Genomic DNA, 16,938 nt, shown 5'->3' on the forward strand with positions numbered 1-16,938 from the left:
CTGCACCCTGGACAATACTGCCAGTGGCAAGCGGCCAATCGTCCGTTTCATAGACGAGTGCCGGACCAACGGCACCCACCCGGAGGATCCATTCACATGACAGACGCGGTAATGGCGGTCTGGGGCGACGCGACGCCCGAATGCGACGCCGAGTTCAGCGAATGGTATCACCGCGAGCATATCCCGGAGCGGGTCGCCATGCCGGGCTGGCGCAACGGGCGGCGCTACCGCAAGCTCGGTCGCGGGAAACACAGGTACCTCGCGGCCTACGATGTCGAGCGGCTGGCCTGCTTCGACGATCCGGTCTACCGCCAGGCGCTCGACAACCCGTCGGACTGGACCCAGCGGATGATGCGGGAGTTCCGCAATTTCGTCCGCGCGACCAGCCGCGTCCGCTTCTCCAGCGGCGAGGTGCTGGGATCGGTGGTCGCGACCGTGCGCTACGCGCCGGGCAAGGGCGACGCGGAGGAAATCGCCCGCTGGCTTGCCGGCTCCGCCCTGCATGACATCCGCAACCGCGAGGGCATCACGCGCGTGCAGCACTGGGAGGCCGATCTCGGCCGCTCGCTCACGAAGACCGGGGAGCAGTCGATCCGCACGGGCAAGGACGGCGAGGCGCCGTTCACGGCAGTGATCGAGGGCACCGACCGCGCCTTCGTCGAGGCGGCGCTGGAGGAGGCCGGGATCGTCGAGGGTCTCAAGGCGCGCGGTGCGGCGCGGATCGAGGCCGGGCTCTACCAGATGATGTTCGCGCTGCACGAGTGAGCCGACCGCATATCCCGACCGGTCCAGGAAAGAGCGGAAACCGCCCCATGAAGATCATCCCGAGCACCGCCCCGGAACTCCCCTCCTCCGGCCTGCACCTCTTCCATTTCGGAACCTCCTCCTGCTCGCAGAAGCTCCGCATCGCGCTCCGGATGAAAGGCGTGTCCTGGACGGGCCATATCGTCGATCTCTCCGCCCACGAAAATTACGGGGCCGACTTCCTCGCACTCAATCCGCGCGGGATGGTGCCGGTGCTGGTGCTCGACGGTGCGGTGCATGTCGAGAGCAACGACATCCTCATGCTTCTGGAGGAGCGCTTTCCGGAGCCCTGCCTCTTCCCCGCGCCGCAAAGGGAGGAGATCTCGGCACTGCTGGCCGAGGAGGACGCGCTGCATCACGATCTCCGGCGCCTCAGCTTCCGCTTCGTGCATGGCCGCAGCGGCACGACAAAGACTCCGGAGCTGATGCGAGCCTATCGCGAGGGCGGGCCCACGGATGCGAAGAAGGAAGCAGAGATCGCCTTCTACGAACGGCTCGCGGAAACCGGGCTCGACGAGGAGACCTGCAGCGCCTCGGCGGAAAGGTTCCGCGCCGCCTTCGACCGGTTCGAGGCGCGGCTGGCGGATCATCCCTTCCTCATCGGCGACCAGCTCACGGTCATCGACATCGCATGGTTCGTCTATGCCTACCGTCTCACCGCCGGGGGCTATCCTCTGAAAGAACTGCATCCGCGGATTCACGCATGGTTCGAGGCGCGGCGCGAGATGCCGGGCTGGGAAGAGGAAGTCGCCCTACCGCCCGTCGTGGTCGAGCGCGCCGCGGCAGCGCTCGCGCGGGATAGGGCGAAGGGATCGACGCTCGCCGCGCTGCTGGGGGCCCCAGGCTCCGGCTGAATTCCACCAGAAACAGGACTGCAACCTGCGTGTCACTGGACCGCGCGGCTAAAAAGAGCTTACATTTCAAGTGGGAACGGTAGTGAATGGGCGCGCGGCCGGGATACCCCGCGCCAGAGACGGAGAGATGAGATGAAACGTCTTCTGGGCATTGTCGTCGGCGGCCTCGCGGTCCTTCTGGTGGTCGTCGCCGGGATCTTCTTCTTCGTGCTGTCCAATCTCGACGGCATCGTGAAGGACGTGATCGAGAGCCAAGGCTCGGAGGTCGCGGGCGTGCCGGTGACCGTCACCGGGGTCGAGATCAAACCGTTCGACGGGCGCGGCGCGATCAGCGGGCTGACGGTCGGCAACCCCTCCGGATTCAAGAGCGACAGCGCGGTCGAACTCGGCGGCATCAGTGTCTCGATCGACACGGCGAGCGTCACCCAGCCGGTCATCGTCATCAAGGAAATCTCCGTCGACCGGCCGAAAGTGACCTACGAGCTTGCCCCCGGCGGCAACAATATCGACGCGATCTCCGCCAATGTGAAGAAGAGCACGGGCGACGGTTCGGCGGGCAAGGCGGAGCCGGGCGAGAGCGACGCGGCAGAGCGGAAGCTCGTGATCGAGGTGCTCAACATCCGTGGCGGCACGGTGCGTGTCGCAGCCTCCACAGGCATTCTCGGCGACCAGCAGATCGAGGGCAGCCTGCCGGACATCACGCTGCGCGACATCGGCAAAGACAGCGGCGGCGCGACGCCCGAGCAAATCGCGGAGAAGGTCATGGCCGCGATCACCTCGGCGGCGAGCCAGACGGCGGGCACGCTCGGCGTCGGCAAGACGCTCGAGGGACTGAAGGACAATCTCGGCAAGCTCACCGGCGGGGCGATCCCGACCGACAGCGAAAGCACCAAGAAGGCGCTGGAGGATGCCGGAAAGAAACTCGACGGCACGGTCGGCGAAGGGCTGAAGAAGCTGTTCGGCAACTGACGAGCACAAAGACCGCGCCGGGCCGACAGGTGCTGCCCGGCGCGGAAACGCCAGCGGAATATGCGAAGCGCCGCTGAGTAATGCCGGTCAGTCCGGCCCCGACGAATACCCCCGAAATCGTTCCCTTCGGTCAGGACGGATCGGCTCCGCCGGTCTCGAGAGCGCTCCGTGCGTACGGCGGCACGGCGGCACGGCGGCACGGCGGCACGGCGGCGCCATTGCCGGAATGATCGCCATCGTGCGCACATTTCTGAAATTCCGAAATTTTTGTGCCATTTTTTTCTTTTAAAAGTTGCATTCAAATTCATACTAAATATCGCCTTTTGAAGTGAAAGGCGCAGAAAACTCTCAGATATCCTTTGAAAGGGGACTTATCATGAGATGGAACAGAACAGTACCTGTGCGTTTTGTATGGTTATTCGCAGCCCTGACCCTCACCACCCTTCAGCCAGAAATTGCATTTTCCGCGGACTCCTACACGCTGAAGATCAATAACCAGAACACCACCAATATTCCGACCCCCTACGTCACCTTCACCTCGACCGGAATGAGCTACACCAACAGCACGGGAAGCACGGTACAGATCCCCGCCTACACCTCCGTCGCCCTCAGCGATATCGCGAACGCGGAAATCACGGTCTCCAGCACGGCGGTCGGCGGAGATTTCTATATTTCCAACAAGAAGCTCAAGTACCGGAACGGCAGCGGAGACTGCGTCGATATCTCCGCCGCCCATCCTGTCGCGCCGTCGCCGGTGAACCCGACCGACTGCAACATCAATACCCGGTGGCAGTTCGTGGAGACCGGCGGCGACTACGACCTCACCTACATCAACCTGTTCTCGGTGCCTCTCGCCCTCAAAGTCGGGAGCACAGAGTACGGCAATGTCACCGCTGCAGAGATCAGCGCCCTGAAGACAACTCTCGGGAACCTGACCACCCCGAAGAACGCCGCCATTCATAACGATCCGAACGGCAACTTCGTGCGCGCGGTCAGCCCGGCGAATGCGGGACGCCCGGGCAGCACGCTGCTGCAGCAATACCCGACCTTCGACTCCTACCTCGCCAACCGGTTCACGCTGCCCGAATCCGGCGGTCATTTCTCCGCCATCAATATCAACAACACCTACAACGGCCCCGGCGTCAGCAATCCGAACTCGGTCTGTACCCTCAACACCAACGCGTTCCAGAGTCAGAATTATTCCGCGACCGCCTATTACATTTCCCTCGGCGGCGAGCGGAAATACCTCTCTCTGCTCTGGATCTTCGGAAGTGCGGACAAGGTGGGCGACTTCGCGATCACGGGCGTGCGCCTGCGCGACTCCATGACCGGGGTGGCCGCCTGCGCCGGGAGCACCGGCCCGAGCTACTGCTACAGCACTCAGATGCGTCCAGAAGACCTTAACCAGGCCTTCTATACGGCGGTGATGTCCTATGCCGTCGACAACCCGGCCTGTCCGAATTTCTCGGCAATGGCGCCGATACATGACCCGAAGATCGTCGACACGGTCGAAAGCAACGGCGCGAACGACGTTTTCTCCGTCGTCGTACGGGACTTTCTGGTCGGTTTCGCCGGAGGATTTGTCGGAAGCGCAACACCCGCCCCCACCAACCCGACCAATGCCAAGACCTACGGCGCGATGACCAGCGGCGAATGGTCGAGCCTCGGGACGAAGCTGTTCGGCGGCCTGCAGCCCGATCACCGCTACTACAATCCCTGGGGCGCCGCCATTTACGGCACCTTCGGAAACGAGGTCTACGGTTTCCAGTATTCCGACTATTTCTCGAGTTCGATCGGAACCCCCCTGCTGCCGGTCCAGGCCGGAGGCACGGTGGAAATCACCATTCTCAACGAGAGTCAGTAACCGCGCATGACAGGAACGCCCGGGAGCCGAAATCCTCCCGGGCGTTTCTCCAACCTTGAACCGAGGTCCCCCAGCGTCACCCGTTCCGATACGTATAGCTGTAGCCGTTCAGCGCCGGGGCGCCGCCGAGATGGGCGTAGAGCACCTTCGAGCCCTCCGGGAAATAGCCCTTCTTCACCAAATCCATCATGCCCTGCATGGATTTGCCCTCGTAGACCGGGTCGGTGATCATCGCCTCGGTGCGGGCAGAGAAGCGGATCGCCTCGTTGGTCTCCTTACTGGGCACGCCATAGGCCGGATAGGCATAGTCCTCGAGGATGACGATCTCGTCGTCGCGGACCTCGCGGCCGAGTTCGACAAGTTCCGCCGTGTTGTCGACGATCTGGCGCACCTGCTCGCGGGTCTGTTTTGGCGTGGCGGAGGCGTCGATACCGATCACACGGTCGGCGCGGTCATCGGCGGCGAAGCCGACGATCATGCCGGCCTGGGTCGAGCCGGTGACGACGCAGACCACGATATAGTCGAACCTGATCCCCATCTCGGCTTCCTGGGCGCGCACCTCCTCGGCGAAACCGACATAACCGAGCCCGCCATATTTGTGCACCGAGGCGCCGGCCGGGATGCCGTACGGCTTGCCGCCCGCGTCCCGCACCTCCTGCATCGCATTCTCCCAGCTCTGGCGGATGCCGATGTCGAAGCCCTCGTCGACCAGGCGGCTGTCGGCGCCCATCAGGCGGGTCATCAGGATGTTGCCGACCCGGTCATAGACCGCATCCTCGTGCGGGACCCACGCTTCCTGCACAAGCCGGCACTTCATCCCGAGCTTGGCGGCGACCGCCGCGACCATGCGGGTATGGTTCGACTGCACGCCGCCGATCGAAACCAGCGTGTCCGCATTCGAGGCGATGGCGTCGGGGACGATATATTCGAGCTTGCGCAGCTTGTTGCCGCCCATCGCGAGGCCGGAATTGCAGTCGTCCCGCTTGGCGTAGATCTGCACCTTGCCGCCGAGCGCCTCGGTCATGCGGGGCAGATGCTCGATTGGGGTCGGCCCGAAGGTGAGCGGATAGCGTTCGAATTTCTCGAGGTTCATGAGGAAGCTCCGTCGCGTGAAGAATGGTAAAAACGCTAGCAGCGACGCGGAGGAAGGTGCTTCCGAAATTAAGGCCGCTTATTCAGTCGGACCGGTCGATTTCCGAATTTGGATAGTGTATTTTCTCAGAATTGAATGATTTTTCGAGAGAATCTTCCATGTCAGAAGCACTCGATCGAACCGACCGCAACATTCTGCGTCATCTACAGAAGAACGGACGCCTGACCAATGCCGAGCTTGCCTCGCTGACCAATACCAGCCCCGCGACCTGCCACCGGCGGACCCAGCGCCTGTTCGAGGAAGGCTACATCTCCTCCGTCCGCGCCCATGTCGCGCCGGAGAAGGTGGAGCGCGGCACGCTGGTCATGGTCGGCGTCGTGCTCGACCGCTCGACACCGGAGAGTTTCGGCGCCTTCGAGGCGGCAGTGAGCGACCTTCCCTTTATCCTCGACTGCCACCTCGTCGCCGGCGATTTCGACTATTTCCTGAAGATCCGGGTGCGCGACATCTCCGACTTCAACGGCATGCACGGCTCCAAACTCATCGCGCTGCCCGGCGTTCGCCAGACCCGGACCTTCTTCGTGATGAAGGAAGTGACCGACAACGCGCCGCTGCTGTTCTGACGCGTTCGGGCCGTCAACCCGTGCGCACCTCGGCGAGGAAGCCGTTGACCGCGTTGATCAGTTCGCGTGCCTGTCCACCGAGTCCGTTCGCCTTCTCCTTCACGCCGAGGGACACCGTCCGTGTCTCGGAAGACGCCGAGACCACCTCACTGATATTGACGGTGACGTCCTGCACATTGGCGGAGGTGGACTCGACGCTGCGGGCGATCTCGTTCGTCGCGGCGGATTGTTCCTCCGCGGCCGCTGCGATGGTCCCGGCTATCTGGTCGATATCGTTGACCGTTCCGGCAAGCGACTCGATGGACTCGACCGTGCTGCGCACAGCTTCCTGCACTTTCTGAATCTGGCCCCCGATCTCGTCCGTCGCCTGGCCGGTCTGGTTTGCAAGATTCTTCACCTCGGACGCGACGACGGCGAAACCCTTGCCGGCATCGCCCGCGCGCGCGGCCTCGATGGTCGCATTGAGCGCCAGCAGGTTGGTCTGCTCGGCAATATCGGTGATCAGTCCGACCACCTCGCCGATCTTGTCCGCCGCATCGGAAAGCTCGCGCACCTTGCTTGAGGTCTCTTCCGCCCGTTGGGCCCCCTCACGCGACATGCGGCTGGTATTCTGAAGCTGCTCGGTGATCTCGCGGATCGAAGCGGCCAGCTCCTCGGCGGCAGCGGAGACGGTCTGCACGCTGCTCTCGCTCTCGCGCGCCGCACTTTCCACGGTATTGGCCCTGGACGAGGCATTGTCCGCGACCCGCAACAAGTTGTCGGCCGTGGTCCCGAATTCGGTGGCAGATCCGGCGACCGCATCGACGATGCCTTTGACCTGATCCTCGAACTTCTGCGCCAAATCAAGGACCGCTTGGCGACGCTGCTGTTCCGCCCGGGCCTTGTTCGCCTCTTCTTCCTGCTTCAGGCGCTCGGCCTCCACCAGCCCGTCGCGGCATTCCGCCATGGCGCGGGACATGACGCCGATATCGTCGGCCCGGTCCTGGTAGGCGATATCGGCGGTAAAGTCCTTCTGGGCGAGACGCCGGAGAACAGAGATCGCGTTCTGCAACGGCGCCGACACCAGCCGGTTCACGAAGAAGAGCAGCACCAGCAGGATGAGCGCACTGATCGCGAGCAGCACGCCGGCGGAAATATAGGCATTGTCGATAGCCCGGTCGAAACGGGCCCGGTCGACCGCCACCAGTGCTGTTCCGATCACGTTCCCCGCGAAATCCGTGACGGGCTGCGCAGCGAGCGCCGAAGAAATCCCGGCGACCGGGACCTTCAGAGCGAAGGTTTCCGCCTTCATGCCGTCCGCGAGCAGGGTCGGATCGATCGTCATGTCCTCCGGGAAAGTGGAGGCCAGTTTCTGCATCCCGTCCTGACGGGCGATATAGAGCGCCGCATAGACACCGTGCTTCTCCCGGAAAGAGTCAAAGAAACTCTGACCAAAGGAAAGGCCGAACTCCACGGAGCCGATATGCCCCTCCGCATCGGCGATCGGCGCCACGCCCCGCATGCCGAGCCCGGCGACACCGACCTCGAGGCCCTTGGTCGACACCTTGTCGTTATTGACCCGTAGCACCGTGTTGCGGAACCCGGAGAGATCGTCCCCGAATTTCTCCGGGCGGTGCACCCGCAGGAAAGATGTTGCCGGCGGCAGGTGGAACTGGAACTGGTCAACCCCGTACTCGGCCTTTAATTCCTTGAATCCGGGGACGAAGATCGCAGCGAGACCATCCCGATCGCCGGCGCGCATCGCCCCGACGACGTTGGTCTGCAGTGCGATCAAGCGCGCCATCGACAGCGCCCGCGTACCTTCCTGTTCGATCTCCCGTGACAGGGTGGTCTGAACGGCCGTCAGGCGGTTCTGCAAAGCAGAGTTGGTCAGTTCAAGTGAGTTGTACAATCCGGAGCCGGTGCCGATCGCGATCGCAAGAAGCAATCCCGCCGCGACCAGCGCCGCAAGCTTCGTTTTTACCTGTAATTTCCGAAACATCCCGGGATCCCCATATCAGATCATTCAACCGGGACTCTAAAGAGCAAGGATTAATTAAGTCTAAAAAGTGAAATACATTCAAACAATTGAATATATTTTTGGCTACGACCTGATACCTCAGGCGCCCCAATAGGCCGGGACACGCCAGGGGCGCGGAACGGCAAGAGTTCCGGTCAGTCGCAGCGGCGCGCTGCCGAGTACCATCGACTGCCAAGCCTCCGCCCAGCCTTCCGGCAGTGTGTAGGGCGGAGAAATGTTTTTCTCGGCGGTAAAACCGAAACGGGAATAATAGCGGGGATCGCCGAGCACGAGAACCTTCCGGACCCCGCCTGCGGCGAGCTTCTCCAGTCCGGCACGGACGAGCGCGCTGCCAATTCCCCGACGCTGCCTTGACGGAGAAACCGCAAGCGGCCCGAGCAGTGCAGGCGTCTCCCGCTGGCCTTCGATATCGCAAGTCGTGAAGGCGATGTGGCCGACCAGATCCCCATCCTCCAGCGCGACGAGCGAGAACACACCTGAGGTCTCCAGCGCGAGATCCCGCAGCAGAGGCAGCAGGTCCTCCTCCGGGAATGCGGCGGGGTAGAGCGCTTCGATCGCAGGGACGTCCGCCTGCCCGCTCTCTCGGATCTCGATCCCCGGCCCGGCCATTCCCCGTACCGCCTCAGCTGTGCGACCAGTTATCCGGATCGTCGGATTGGTTCGGCGACAGTCCGAGAATATCGCCGTCCGTGCTTACGCCGAGCCCCAGAACCGTTCTGTTTGCGTAACAGAAGTAACTGACAACCTGGTTCACCTCGAGAATCCGCCCGTCGTCGAGCCCGGCCGCCCGCATCGCCTCGATATCCGTCTCGGCGAGACCGGCCGGATTACGCGTCAGTTTCTCGGCATAGCGGCACATTTCAAGCTCCGCTCCATCGAAAGCCTGCTCCGGTTTCCCCGCCTCGAGCGCGGCGCGGATTGCGTTTGCCCGCGCGTCGTCACCGAGCAGACGACAGAGGCCCTGGAAATGGTGTTCGACGCAATAGGCGCACTGGTTGATCAGGCTGACATACACGCCGAGCGCCTCCAGCATCCATTTCGGCACCTTGTTGCCGGTATGGTGCAGCACGTACTTGTAGAGATGCATGTGCCCTTCCATGGAATGGGGGCGCAGGCTATGGGCCATCATGATGTTGTCGACATTGTCGTCCGGCCCCTTGACCCGGTCGTAGAGCGTCTTCAGGCGTCCTGTCGCCTCGGCATAGGGCACGGTCGCAATCCAGGTCATGGGATTTCCTTCACTCACACAATGCATGGGCCGCAGAGCTTCGACTTCCGCTCCTCCGGGGTCAAGCAACCATGCCTCACGCGCCCGTGAAGTGCGCGCCGCGGCCGGATGCCCCATGTCAGTCGGGATGATCATTGGGGGATCGACATGAACGCCGTTTCACTTGCCGACTGGCGCCGCCGGGTGTCCGAACTCTATACCGACATCCGGCGCTCGGACGATCCGGAGGCGGCCTGGAAGCTCTGGCGGCAGACGCGGGACGCACTGTTCTGCGAGCATGCTCAGTCCCCCATCGAACGGGACCGGCGCGGCGCCTTCGGCTCCATCCCACTGTTCGACTACGATCCCGCAATGCGCTTCGAAGTCGCGCTGGAGGAGCCGGAGGACAAAGAGGTTCTTGCCGGAGAGATCGGTGCCGACGGGCACATCGCACTCCGGCCCTTCGCCCGGACACGGGGTCTCGCGTCGAAACTCGGAGGCGAGCTGACCGTATACTGGATCGAGGGCTATGGCGGCGGCACCTTTCTGCCCTTTACCGACGCCACCAGCGGGAACGAGACCTATGGCGGCGGACGCTACGTGCTCGACAGCATCAAGGGTGCCGATCTCGGTCAGACCGATGACGGACGGCTGATCCTCGATTTCAACTTCTCCTACCACCCCTCCTGCTATCACTCTCCGGACTGGGTCTGCCCGCTGGCGCCGCCGGAGAACCGCTTGCCCGGGCCGGTCCGCGCCGGCGAACGGATGGGCTGATCCGGACTCCCCGCGTCCCAAAAACGGAAATCCCCTTGCCGCAGATATCCTCCGCGGTGTGCAGTCGGAGAAAAGGGGAGGAAGGCGGATGCCAAGGATGAACGCCCTGGTACTCGGGGCGAGCGGGATGGTCGGCGGCGCGATCTGCCGCCAGCTCATCTCGGAGGGCCACGCAGTCACCGGTGTCAGCCGGAAACAGCTCCGGACGGATTTGCCGATACGTCATGTCCCGATGGACATGCTCGACCCAGAGGATTGCCGCGCCAAGGCCGAAAAACTCTCCGACATCACCCATGTCTTCTATGCCGGGCGTGCGCCGCACGGCGAGGGCGGGAACGAGTCGGTCGAGGACAATCTCGCCATGCTGGTCAACGCGGTGGAAGCGATTTCCGCCGCCGCACCCGGCCTGGAGCACGTCAATCTCGTGCACGGCACCAAGTATTACGGAAACCATCTCGGCGCCTACAAGACGCCAGCCGAGGAGGACGATCCGCGGGCGCCCGTGCCGAACTTCTATTTCGACCAGCAGGACTGGATCTCCGCTCTCGACGTGCCCTGGAGCTGGAGCGCGGTGCGTCCGCCGCTCGTCTTCGGCTTCACACCCGGCAAGGCGCGCAACCTCGTCTCGGTCCTCGCCGCCTATGCCGCGATCATGAAGGAGCTCGGCCGCCCCTTCAGTTTTCCCGGCACGGAGACCGCCTTCGACTGCCTTGCCGAATGCGCCCACTCCGAGCACCTCGCCCGCGCCATCGTCTGGATGGCGGGCGCGCCGGAGGCCGCCAACCAAGCCTTCAACATCACCAACGGCGACATCTTCCGCTGGCGTTACATGTGGCAGCGCTTCGCCGCCTATTTCGGCATGGAGGCCGGGCCGCCACTCGGCATTTCGCTGTCAGAAACCATGGCTGAGCACGAGCCGGTCTGGAACCGCATCGTCGAGAGGCACGGGCTCGCCCCGACGCCCTACAGCGACATCGCGCTCTGGCCCTATGCCGACTACGTGTTCGCTCCGACCTGGGACATCGTCTCGGACACGACCAAGGCGCGGCTCGCGGGCTTTCATGCGGTGATCAAGTCCGAACAGATGTTCATCGACCTGTTCGACCGGTATCGCGCTGCACGGCTCATTCCGTGATCCCGTGCCGTTAGGGAGGTCAACCCTAAATGACCTGATGTTCGTCACACGACGCGCCCAATCGCTTGAACTTAAACGCATATCGGAACTGCAATCTTAAGTTCACCGAATCGATACACCTGAGTCGCCGTTCCGCTCACACGCGCCGCATAGGCTGGGCTCCTGACATATTTTCTGTTGGGGGCGGTGCATGTCGACGATCGAACTGAAAGCGGTGCGGAAATCCTACGGCGAGACCCAGGTCGTGCACGGGCTCGACGCGGTCTTCGAGCCGGGCGAATTCGTAGTCATCGTCGGCCCTTCCGGCTGCGGCAAGTCCACCCTGCTGCGGATGATCGCGGGCCTCGAGGCGATCACCGGCGGGGAGATCGCCATCGGCGACAAGATCGTGAACGACCTGGCGCCGAAGGAACGCGACGTCGCCATGGTGTTCCAGAACTACGCGCTCTACCCGCACATGTCGGTCTTCGACAACATGGCCTACTCGCTGAAGCTGGCAAAAGTACCGAAGCCGGAGATCAAGGAGCGGGTCGCCGGCACGGCCGGCATTCTCGGTCTCGGCGAGCTGCTGCACCGCCGCCCGAACCAGCTTTCCGGCGGCCAGCGCCAGCGCGTCGCCATGGGCCGCGCGATCGTGCGCGAGCCGAAGGTCTTCCTGTTCGACGAACCGCTCTCCAACCTCGACGCCACGCTCAGGGTGCAGATGCGGGTCGAGATCAAGCAGCTGCACCGCACCCTCGGCGCCACAAGCGTCTTCGTCACCCACGACCAGGTCGAGGCCATGACCATGGCCGACCGCCTCGTGGTGATGAACGCGGGCCTGGTGGAGCAGGTCGGACGGCCGGTCGATGTCTATAACCGGCCGGCGACCCGTTTCGTCGCCAGTTTCATCGGCTCGCCGGCGATGAACTTCCTCAAAGGCAGGCTGGAGGCGCATGCCGGCGGGTATGCGGTCCGCCTCAAGGACGGCACCCGGATCGAATCCGGTACGCTCGACGGCGCCCGGGACGGTGAGAAGGTCAGCCTCGGCCTCCGCCCGGAACATCTTCGTCCCGTCACGGACCGGGCCGACGCCGACCTCTCCGGCCATATCACCCTGATCGAGGAGCTTGGTGCCAGCCGGCTGGTTCATCTCGAAACGCCGAACGGACGGATGGTGAGCAATGTCGCTGTCGAGGAGTCAGGGGACTGGCGGATCGGCGACGATATCGGCCTCTCCGTCTTGCCGAAGCACACGCATCTCTTCGACCGGGAGACCGGACGGCGCCTCGATCATCCCGCATATGCCGGAGTCGAGGCACTCGGGGACGAGGTCGCGGCCTAGAGTCCCGGAACCGCAACAAGAAGGACTCCGGACCTTCAACCTTCTTCCAAAAGACCCACACGGGGCTTTGCGACACTCATGCTGGGGCAATCTGTGCGCCCCTGATTTCAGGGAGATTTAGTCATGAAGCGGAACAAGTTCTGGCTTGCCGGCATGCTCGCCGCGGCCGTTACGTTCGGCGCGGCGGATGCGTCGGCCGAGCGCATCAAGATCAACTGGTGGCACGCGATGAGCGGCGGCCTCGGCGAAGGCGTGGACGAAATCGTCAAACGCTTCAACGAGAGCCAGGACAAGTACGAGATCGTCGCGACCTGGAAAGGCCGCTACCGCCACCTGCTGACCCAGACCATCGCCGCGATCCGCGCCGACGAGCAGCCCCACTTCTTCCAGAACAACGAGACCGGCGTCATCACCCTGATGCTCTCCGGCGCCATCGTTCCGGCGGAAGACCTGATGGCCCAGCACGGCGCGGCGCTGACCAAGACCGACTATCTCTCGCCGGTGACCGCGACCTATACCGACCCGAACGGCAAGCTGCTCGGCATGCCCTTCAACAGCTCGTCACCGATCCTCTACGTCAACAAGGACATGTTCGACGCCGCCGGCCTCACGGAGCTGCCGAAGACCTGGGACGACATGGAGGACCAGATCCGCAAGGTGCAGGCCTCCGGCGTCGAGATCCCGCGCGGCGGCAAGCCCTGCGGCTATGCCTTCTATGCCGGCATGTGGGGCGATCTCGAGAACCCGATGGCGCAGCAGAAGCAGTTCTACGCGACCAAGAACAACGGTCTCGACGGGCTCGGCGCGCGGCTGGTCTATGACGAGCCGAACGGCTTCGCGATCAACCACATGAAGCGGATCAAGCGCTGGCTGGACGAAGGCCTCGCCGAGTTCGGCGCCGAATCCCAGACCGACTGGAGCAGCGGCGGGCTGAAGAACTTCCAGGCCGGCAACTGCCTGTTCCACATCCGCTCCACCGCGAGCCACGCCACCATGGAAGGCAACCAGTTCAACTGGACCGCCGCCCACCTGCCCTACGAGGCCGGCACCACCCCGGTGAACACCACCATCGGCGGGGCCGCGCTCTATGTGCTGAAGGGGTTCTCGGACGAGGAATACGCGGGTGTCGTCGAGTTCTTCAAGTCGCTGACCTCGGTCGAGATCCAGAAATACTGGCACAAGAAGACCGGCTACGTGCCGATCACCAAGCAGGCCTACAATGAGCTGAAGGCCGAGGGCTATTACGACCAGTATCCAACCAAGGAACTGGCGGTGATCCAGCTGCTGCGCGGTGGCGACAATCCGCATCCGGCCGCCCGCGTCCCGCGGCTCGGCAATTTCGAGAATGTCCGCATCGCTCTCGAGGGCGAGTTGCGCAAGGTCTGGGCGAACGAACAGACTGTCGAGCAGGCCTTCGCCAGTGCCGTCCGTCGCGGCGACGAGATCCTGCGCCGGTTCGAGAAGCAGAACTCTCGAGCCGCCGAAGACCTCTATCCGATGCTGGTCGAATAACGGCCGCCATCACGACCGGGGCGGCATCCCGCCGCCCCGGCTTCCTCATCCAGTTTCCGGACGGTTCGCATGCGACGGGTCACCTTCGACGGGCGCTGGCTGCCCTACCTGCTGCTCTTCCCGCAGCTCCTGATCCTCACCTGGTTCTTCTTCTGGCCGGCGGCGCAGGCGCTCTACCAGGCCTTCACCCTCGCCTCGCCCTTCGGCGGTTACTCGGAGTGGGTCTGGTTCGAAAACTTCTCCGACATGCTGAGCCAGCCGGAATATCACAAGGCCATCTGGGTCACCGTGGTCTTCAGCGCGCTCACCACCGCGCTCTCGCTCGGCCTTGGCCTGCTCTTCGCACTCTTCGCCGACCGGGTGCTACGCGCAACCGACGCCTACCGCATCCTGCTTATCTGGCCCTATGCGGTCGCCCCCGCCATCGCCGGCGCGCTCTGGACCTTCACCCTCGATCCGCATTCCGGCGTCGTCGCCTTCGCCCTGAAGCAGCTCTTCGACTGGGGTTGGAACCCGGAGCTGTCCAGCTTCGACGCCATGGCGCTGGTGGTCTTCGCCGCCGCCTGGAAGCAGGTCGCCTACAACTTCGTCTTCTTCCTCGCCGGCCTGCAATCGATCCCGCGCGCGGTGATCGAGTCGGCGGCGATGGACGGGGCGGGGCCGCTCCGGCGGATCCGCGACATCATCCTGCCGCTGCTCTCGCCGACCACCTTTTTCCTGATCGTGCTGAACGTCGTCTATGCCTTCTTCGACACGTTCGGAATCATCCACGTGACGACCGAGGGCGGTCCGGGCGACGCCACCACGATCCTCGTCTACAAGGTCTTCCGCGACGGCTTCATCGGCCTCGATCTCAGCGCCTCGGCGGCGCAGTCGATCATCCTGATGGTGGTCGTTATCGCCCTCACCGTCTTCCAGTTCCGCTTCCTCGAGCGGCGTGTCCATTACGCGGGCTGATCCGATGACCGAACGCACCCCCATCCTCGACGTCCTGACCCACCTCCTCCTGATCCTCGGGATCCTGGTGACCGGTTTCCCGATCTATGTCGCGCTCGTGGCCGCCACCCTGACGCCGCAGGAAGTGAACGGCTTGCCGATGCCGATGTTCTTCGGCGACCAGCTGCTGGCCAACCTGCAGGAGACCTGGAGCCGGGCGGATCTCGGCCTGCAGCTCTTCAATTCGGCGGTCCAGGCGGTCGGCATCACCATCGGCAAGGTGGCGATCTCCATCCTCTCCGCCTTCGCCATCGTCTATTTCGACTTCCGCTTCAAGATGACCGCCTTCTGGATCATCTTCATGTCGCTGATGCTGCCGATCGAGGTCCGCATCGTGCCGACCTACGAGGTCGCGGCGAACGCGCTGACACCCTTCCTCTGGCTCGGCGAGCTGCTGCGGCTCGACGATCTTGCGTCCTGGATCGCCGGCGAGCGGGTGACGTTCGACGTGAAGGTCAGCCTGCTCAATTCCTACGCGGGGCTGATCTTCCCGCTGATCGCCTCGGCCACCGCGACCTTCCTCTTCCGCCAGTTCTTCCTCACCGTGCCGAACGAGATGTGCGAGGCGGCGAAAATCGACGGCGCGGGACCGATGCGCTTCCTTGCCGACATCCTGCTGCCGCTTTCGCGCACCAACATTGCCGCGCTCTGCGTCATCCTCTTCATCTATGGCTGGAACCAGTATCTCTGGCCGCTTCTGGTAACGACGGATCCGGCCTATTCGACGGTCGTGATCGGCATCGCCAAGCTGATGCCCTCACCCGAAGCGGTGCCGGAATGGAACCTCGCGATGATGGCATCGCTGATCGCCATGGCACCGCCGGTCCTGGTCGTGGTGTTCCTGCAGCGGCTCTTCGTCAGGGGCCTCGTCGAGAGCGAGAAATAGGAACTCACAATTTAATCATTCAAACATCAGATTTTTTGAATGTAATATTCCTTTACGGGACCGCTGCACGCGTCAAACCAAGCGGCGGCCTGACGGGAGGAAATTATGAAAAAATCAGCGGCGCTCGTCTGCGCCTTACTTGTCCTTGCCTTTTTCAACACCGCCTCGCCCGCGTCCGGCAGCGAGAAGGTCCGCCATCTCGCCGTGCATGTGGACCAGGACGACCCCAAGGTGATGAACCTTGCACTCAACAATATCCAGAACCTGAAAAAGCACTACGGAGACAAGGGCGAAAAGATCGTCATCGAGCTGGTCGCCTATGGTCCAGGGCTTCACATGCTCCGGGCAGACACATCTCCGGTCAAAGACCGCATAGCGACAATGAGCCTTGAGAACGAGGACCTCACCTTCTCGGCCTGCATGAACACGCGCAAGAAGATGGCGGCGGCATCAGGCAAGGAAGTTCCGATCCTGAGCGAGGCCCAGATGGTCCCGTCAGGCGTGGTCCAGCTGCTCGAACTTCAGGAAGACGGCTACAAATACATCCGGCCCTAGCCCGGAGCATTGCCTCCATTGGCGATGAGCGCCTTGAGGCGCTCACCGTCATACTCGGCCTCAAGTGCCTCGGCCGCGGCCTGTGCCTCGGCCTCGAGCTCGGCGCCGCATTCGACAGGGTCGGAGCGGCGCCAGCCCGCCAGATAAGCATCCTCGTCCTCGGAGCCATCGCGCATCGCCGCCATGTCGATGGCGTGGATGAAGCGCACCGGAAGCTCGACCTTGGCCTGGTTCCGGCGCCGTCCGCGGCCTTCCTCGGCGATCACCTGGGCCGGAATGTCCCGCCAGTAGACGGTGATGAGATGCGCCATCTGTCCGC

At 63.4% G+C, this 16,938-nt stretch carries 17 protein-coding genes; 12 read left to right on the forward strand and 5 right to left on the reverse strand.

What is annotated here, in order from left to right; all coding sequences use genetic code 11:
* The first annotated feature begins 96 nt into the window (after positions 1 to 96).
* The 4 genes from IG122_RS21175 to IG122_RS21190 all read left to right on the forward strand — a co-directional run bounded on the left by IG122_RS21175 (position 97) and on the right by IG122_RS21190 (position 4,491).
* Positions 97 to 765 carry a DUF4286 family protein gene (locus IG122_RS21175; RefSeq protein WP_193188402.1) on the forward strand — a complete coding sequence of 223 codons (669 nt, stop codon included), beginning with the start codon at positions 97 to 99 and terminating at the stop codon, positions 763 to 765.
* Positions 766 to 812: 47 nt separating this feature from the next.
* A complete protein-coding gene (locus IG122_RS21180) occupies positions 813 to 1,658 on the forward strand; it encodes a glutathione S-transferase family protein (protein WP_193188404.1) in 846 nt (281 codons plus the stop codon).
* Between the two features lie 63 nt (positions 1,659 to 1,721).
* Positions 1,722 to 2,627: a DUF748 domain-containing protein gene (locus IG122_RS21185; RefSeq protein WP_449867123.1), complete on the forward strand. Its 906-nt coding sequence runs from the start codon at positions 1,722 to 1,724 to the stop codon at positions 2,625 to 2,627.
* Between the two features lie 376 nt (positions 2,628 to 3,003).
* Complete coding sequence (locus tag IG122_RS21190; protein ID WP_193188408.1) at positions 3,004 to 4,491, forward strand: beta-1,3-glucanase family protein; 1,488 nt, start codon at positions 3,004 to 3,006, stop codon at positions 4,489 to 4,491.
* A 76-nt stretch (positions 4,492 to 4,567) separates the two neighbouring features.
* Here IG122_RS21190 and IG122_RS21195 read toward each other — a convergent pair whose 3' ends face one another.
* Positions 4,568 to 5,584 (reverse strand): 1-aminocyclopropane-1-carboxylate deaminase, encoded by a 1,017-nt coding sequence (locus tag IG122_RS21195; RefSeq protein WP_193188410.1) that lies wholly within the window; start codon positions 5,582 to 5,584, stop codon positions 4,568 to 4,570.
* Between the two features lie 158 nt (positions 5,585 to 5,742).
* Here IG122_RS21195 and IG122_RS21200 point away from each other — a divergent pair, with 158 nt between their 5' ends.
* Positions 5,743 to 6,207: an Lrp/AsnC family transcriptional regulator gene (locus IG122_RS21200; RefSeq protein ID WP_193188412.1), complete on the forward strand. Its 465-nt coding sequence runs from the start codon at positions 5,743 to 5,745 to the stop codon at positions 6,205 to 6,207.
* Positions 6,208 to 6,220: 13 nt separating this feature from the next.
* Here the strand turns inward: IG122_RS21200 and IG122_RS21205 are convergent, their stop codons facing one another.
* From IG122_RS21205 to IG122_RS21215, 3 genes are all read right to left on the reverse strand, one after another.
* Positions 6,221 to 8,188 carry a methyl-accepting chemotaxis protein gene (locus tag IG122_RS21205; RefSeq protein WP_193188414.1) on the reverse strand — a complete coding sequence of 656 codons (1,968 nt, stop codon included), beginning with the start codon at positions 8,186 to 8,188 and terminating at the stop codon, positions 6,221 to 6,223.
* Between the two features lie 117 nt (positions 8,189 to 8,305).
* Complete coding sequence (locus IG122_RS21210) at positions 8,306 to 8,836, reverse strand: GNAT family N-acetyltransferase (protein WP_193188416.1); 531 nt, start codon at positions 8,834 to 8,836, stop codon at positions 8,306 to 8,308.
* Between the two features lie 13 nt (positions 8,837 to 8,849).
* Positions 8,850 to 9,455, reverse strand: a complete 606-nt coding sequence (locus IG122_RS21215; protein ID WP_193188418.1) for a carboxymuconolactone decarboxylase family protein — start codon at positions 9,453 to 9,455, stop codon at positions 8,850 to 8,852.
* Between the two features lie 147 nt (positions 9,456 to 9,602).
* Between IG122_RS21215 and IG122_RS21220 the strand changes: the two genes are divergently transcribed.
* The 7 genes from IG122_RS21220 to IG122_RS21250 all read left to right on the forward strand — a co-directional run bounded on the left by IG122_RS21220 (position 9,603) and on the right by IG122_RS21250 (position 16,619).
* Entirely contained in the window at positions 9,603 to 10,211 is a 609-nt protein-coding gene (locus tag IG122_RS21220; RefSeq protein ID WP_193188420.1) for a DUF1684 domain-containing protein, read from the forward strand.
* 88 nt (positions 10,212 to 10,299) lie between these two features.
* A complete protein-coding gene (locus tag IG122_RS21225) occupies positions 10,300 to 11,346 on the forward strand; it encodes an SDR family oxidoreductase (RefSeq protein ID WP_193188422.1) in 1,047 nt (348 codons plus the stop codon).
* 190 nt (positions 11,347 to 11,536) lie between these two features.
* A complete protein-coding gene (locus tag IG122_RS21230) occupies positions 11,537 to 12,670 on the forward strand; it encodes an ABC transporter ATP-binding protein (protein WP_193188424.1) in 1,134 nt (377 codons plus the stop codon).
* A gap of 123 nt (positions 12,671 to 12,793) precedes the next feature.
* Positions 12,794 to 14,182 (forward strand): extracellular solute-binding protein, encoded by a 1,389-nt coding sequence (locus tag IG122_RS21235; RefSeq protein WP_193188426.1) that lies wholly within the window; start codon positions 12,794 to 12,796, stop codon positions 14,180 to 14,182.
* Positions 14,183 to 14,251: 69 nt separating this feature from the next.
* Positions 14,252 to 15,139, forward strand: coding sequence for a sn-glycerol-3-phosphate ABC transporter permease UgpA (ugpA, locus tag IG122_RS21240; RefSeq protein WP_193188428.1), 888 nt, complete (start codon positions 14,252 to 14,254; stop codon positions 15,137 to 15,139).
* A gap of 4 nt (positions 15,140 to 15,143) precedes the next feature.
* Entirely contained in the window at positions 15,144 to 16,064 is a 921-nt protein-coding gene (locus IG122_RS21245) for an ABC transporter permease subunit (RefSeq protein ID WP_193188430.1), read from the forward strand.
* 105 nt (positions 16,065 to 16,169) lie between these two features.
* Positions 16,170 to 16,619, forward strand: a complete 450-nt coding sequence (locus IG122_RS21250) for a DsrE family protein (RefSeq protein ID WP_193188432.1) — start codon at positions 16,170 to 16,172, stop codon at positions 16,617 to 16,619.
* Here IG122_RS21250 and IG122_RS21255 read toward each other — a convergent pair.
* Entirely contained in the window at positions 16,616 to 16,930 is a 315-nt protein-coding gene (locus IG122_RS21255; RefSeq protein WP_193188434.1) for a virulence factor, read from the reverse strand. The genes IG122_RS21250 and IG122_RS21255 overlap by 4 nt on opposite strands.
* Between the last annotated feature and the right edge of the window lie 8 nt (positions 16,931 to 16,938).

This window comes from Nisaea sediminum (assembly GCF_014904705.1).
Lineage (GTDB): Bacteria > Pseudomonadota > Alphaproteobacteria > Thalassobaculales > Thalassobaculaceae > Nisaea > Nisaea sediminum.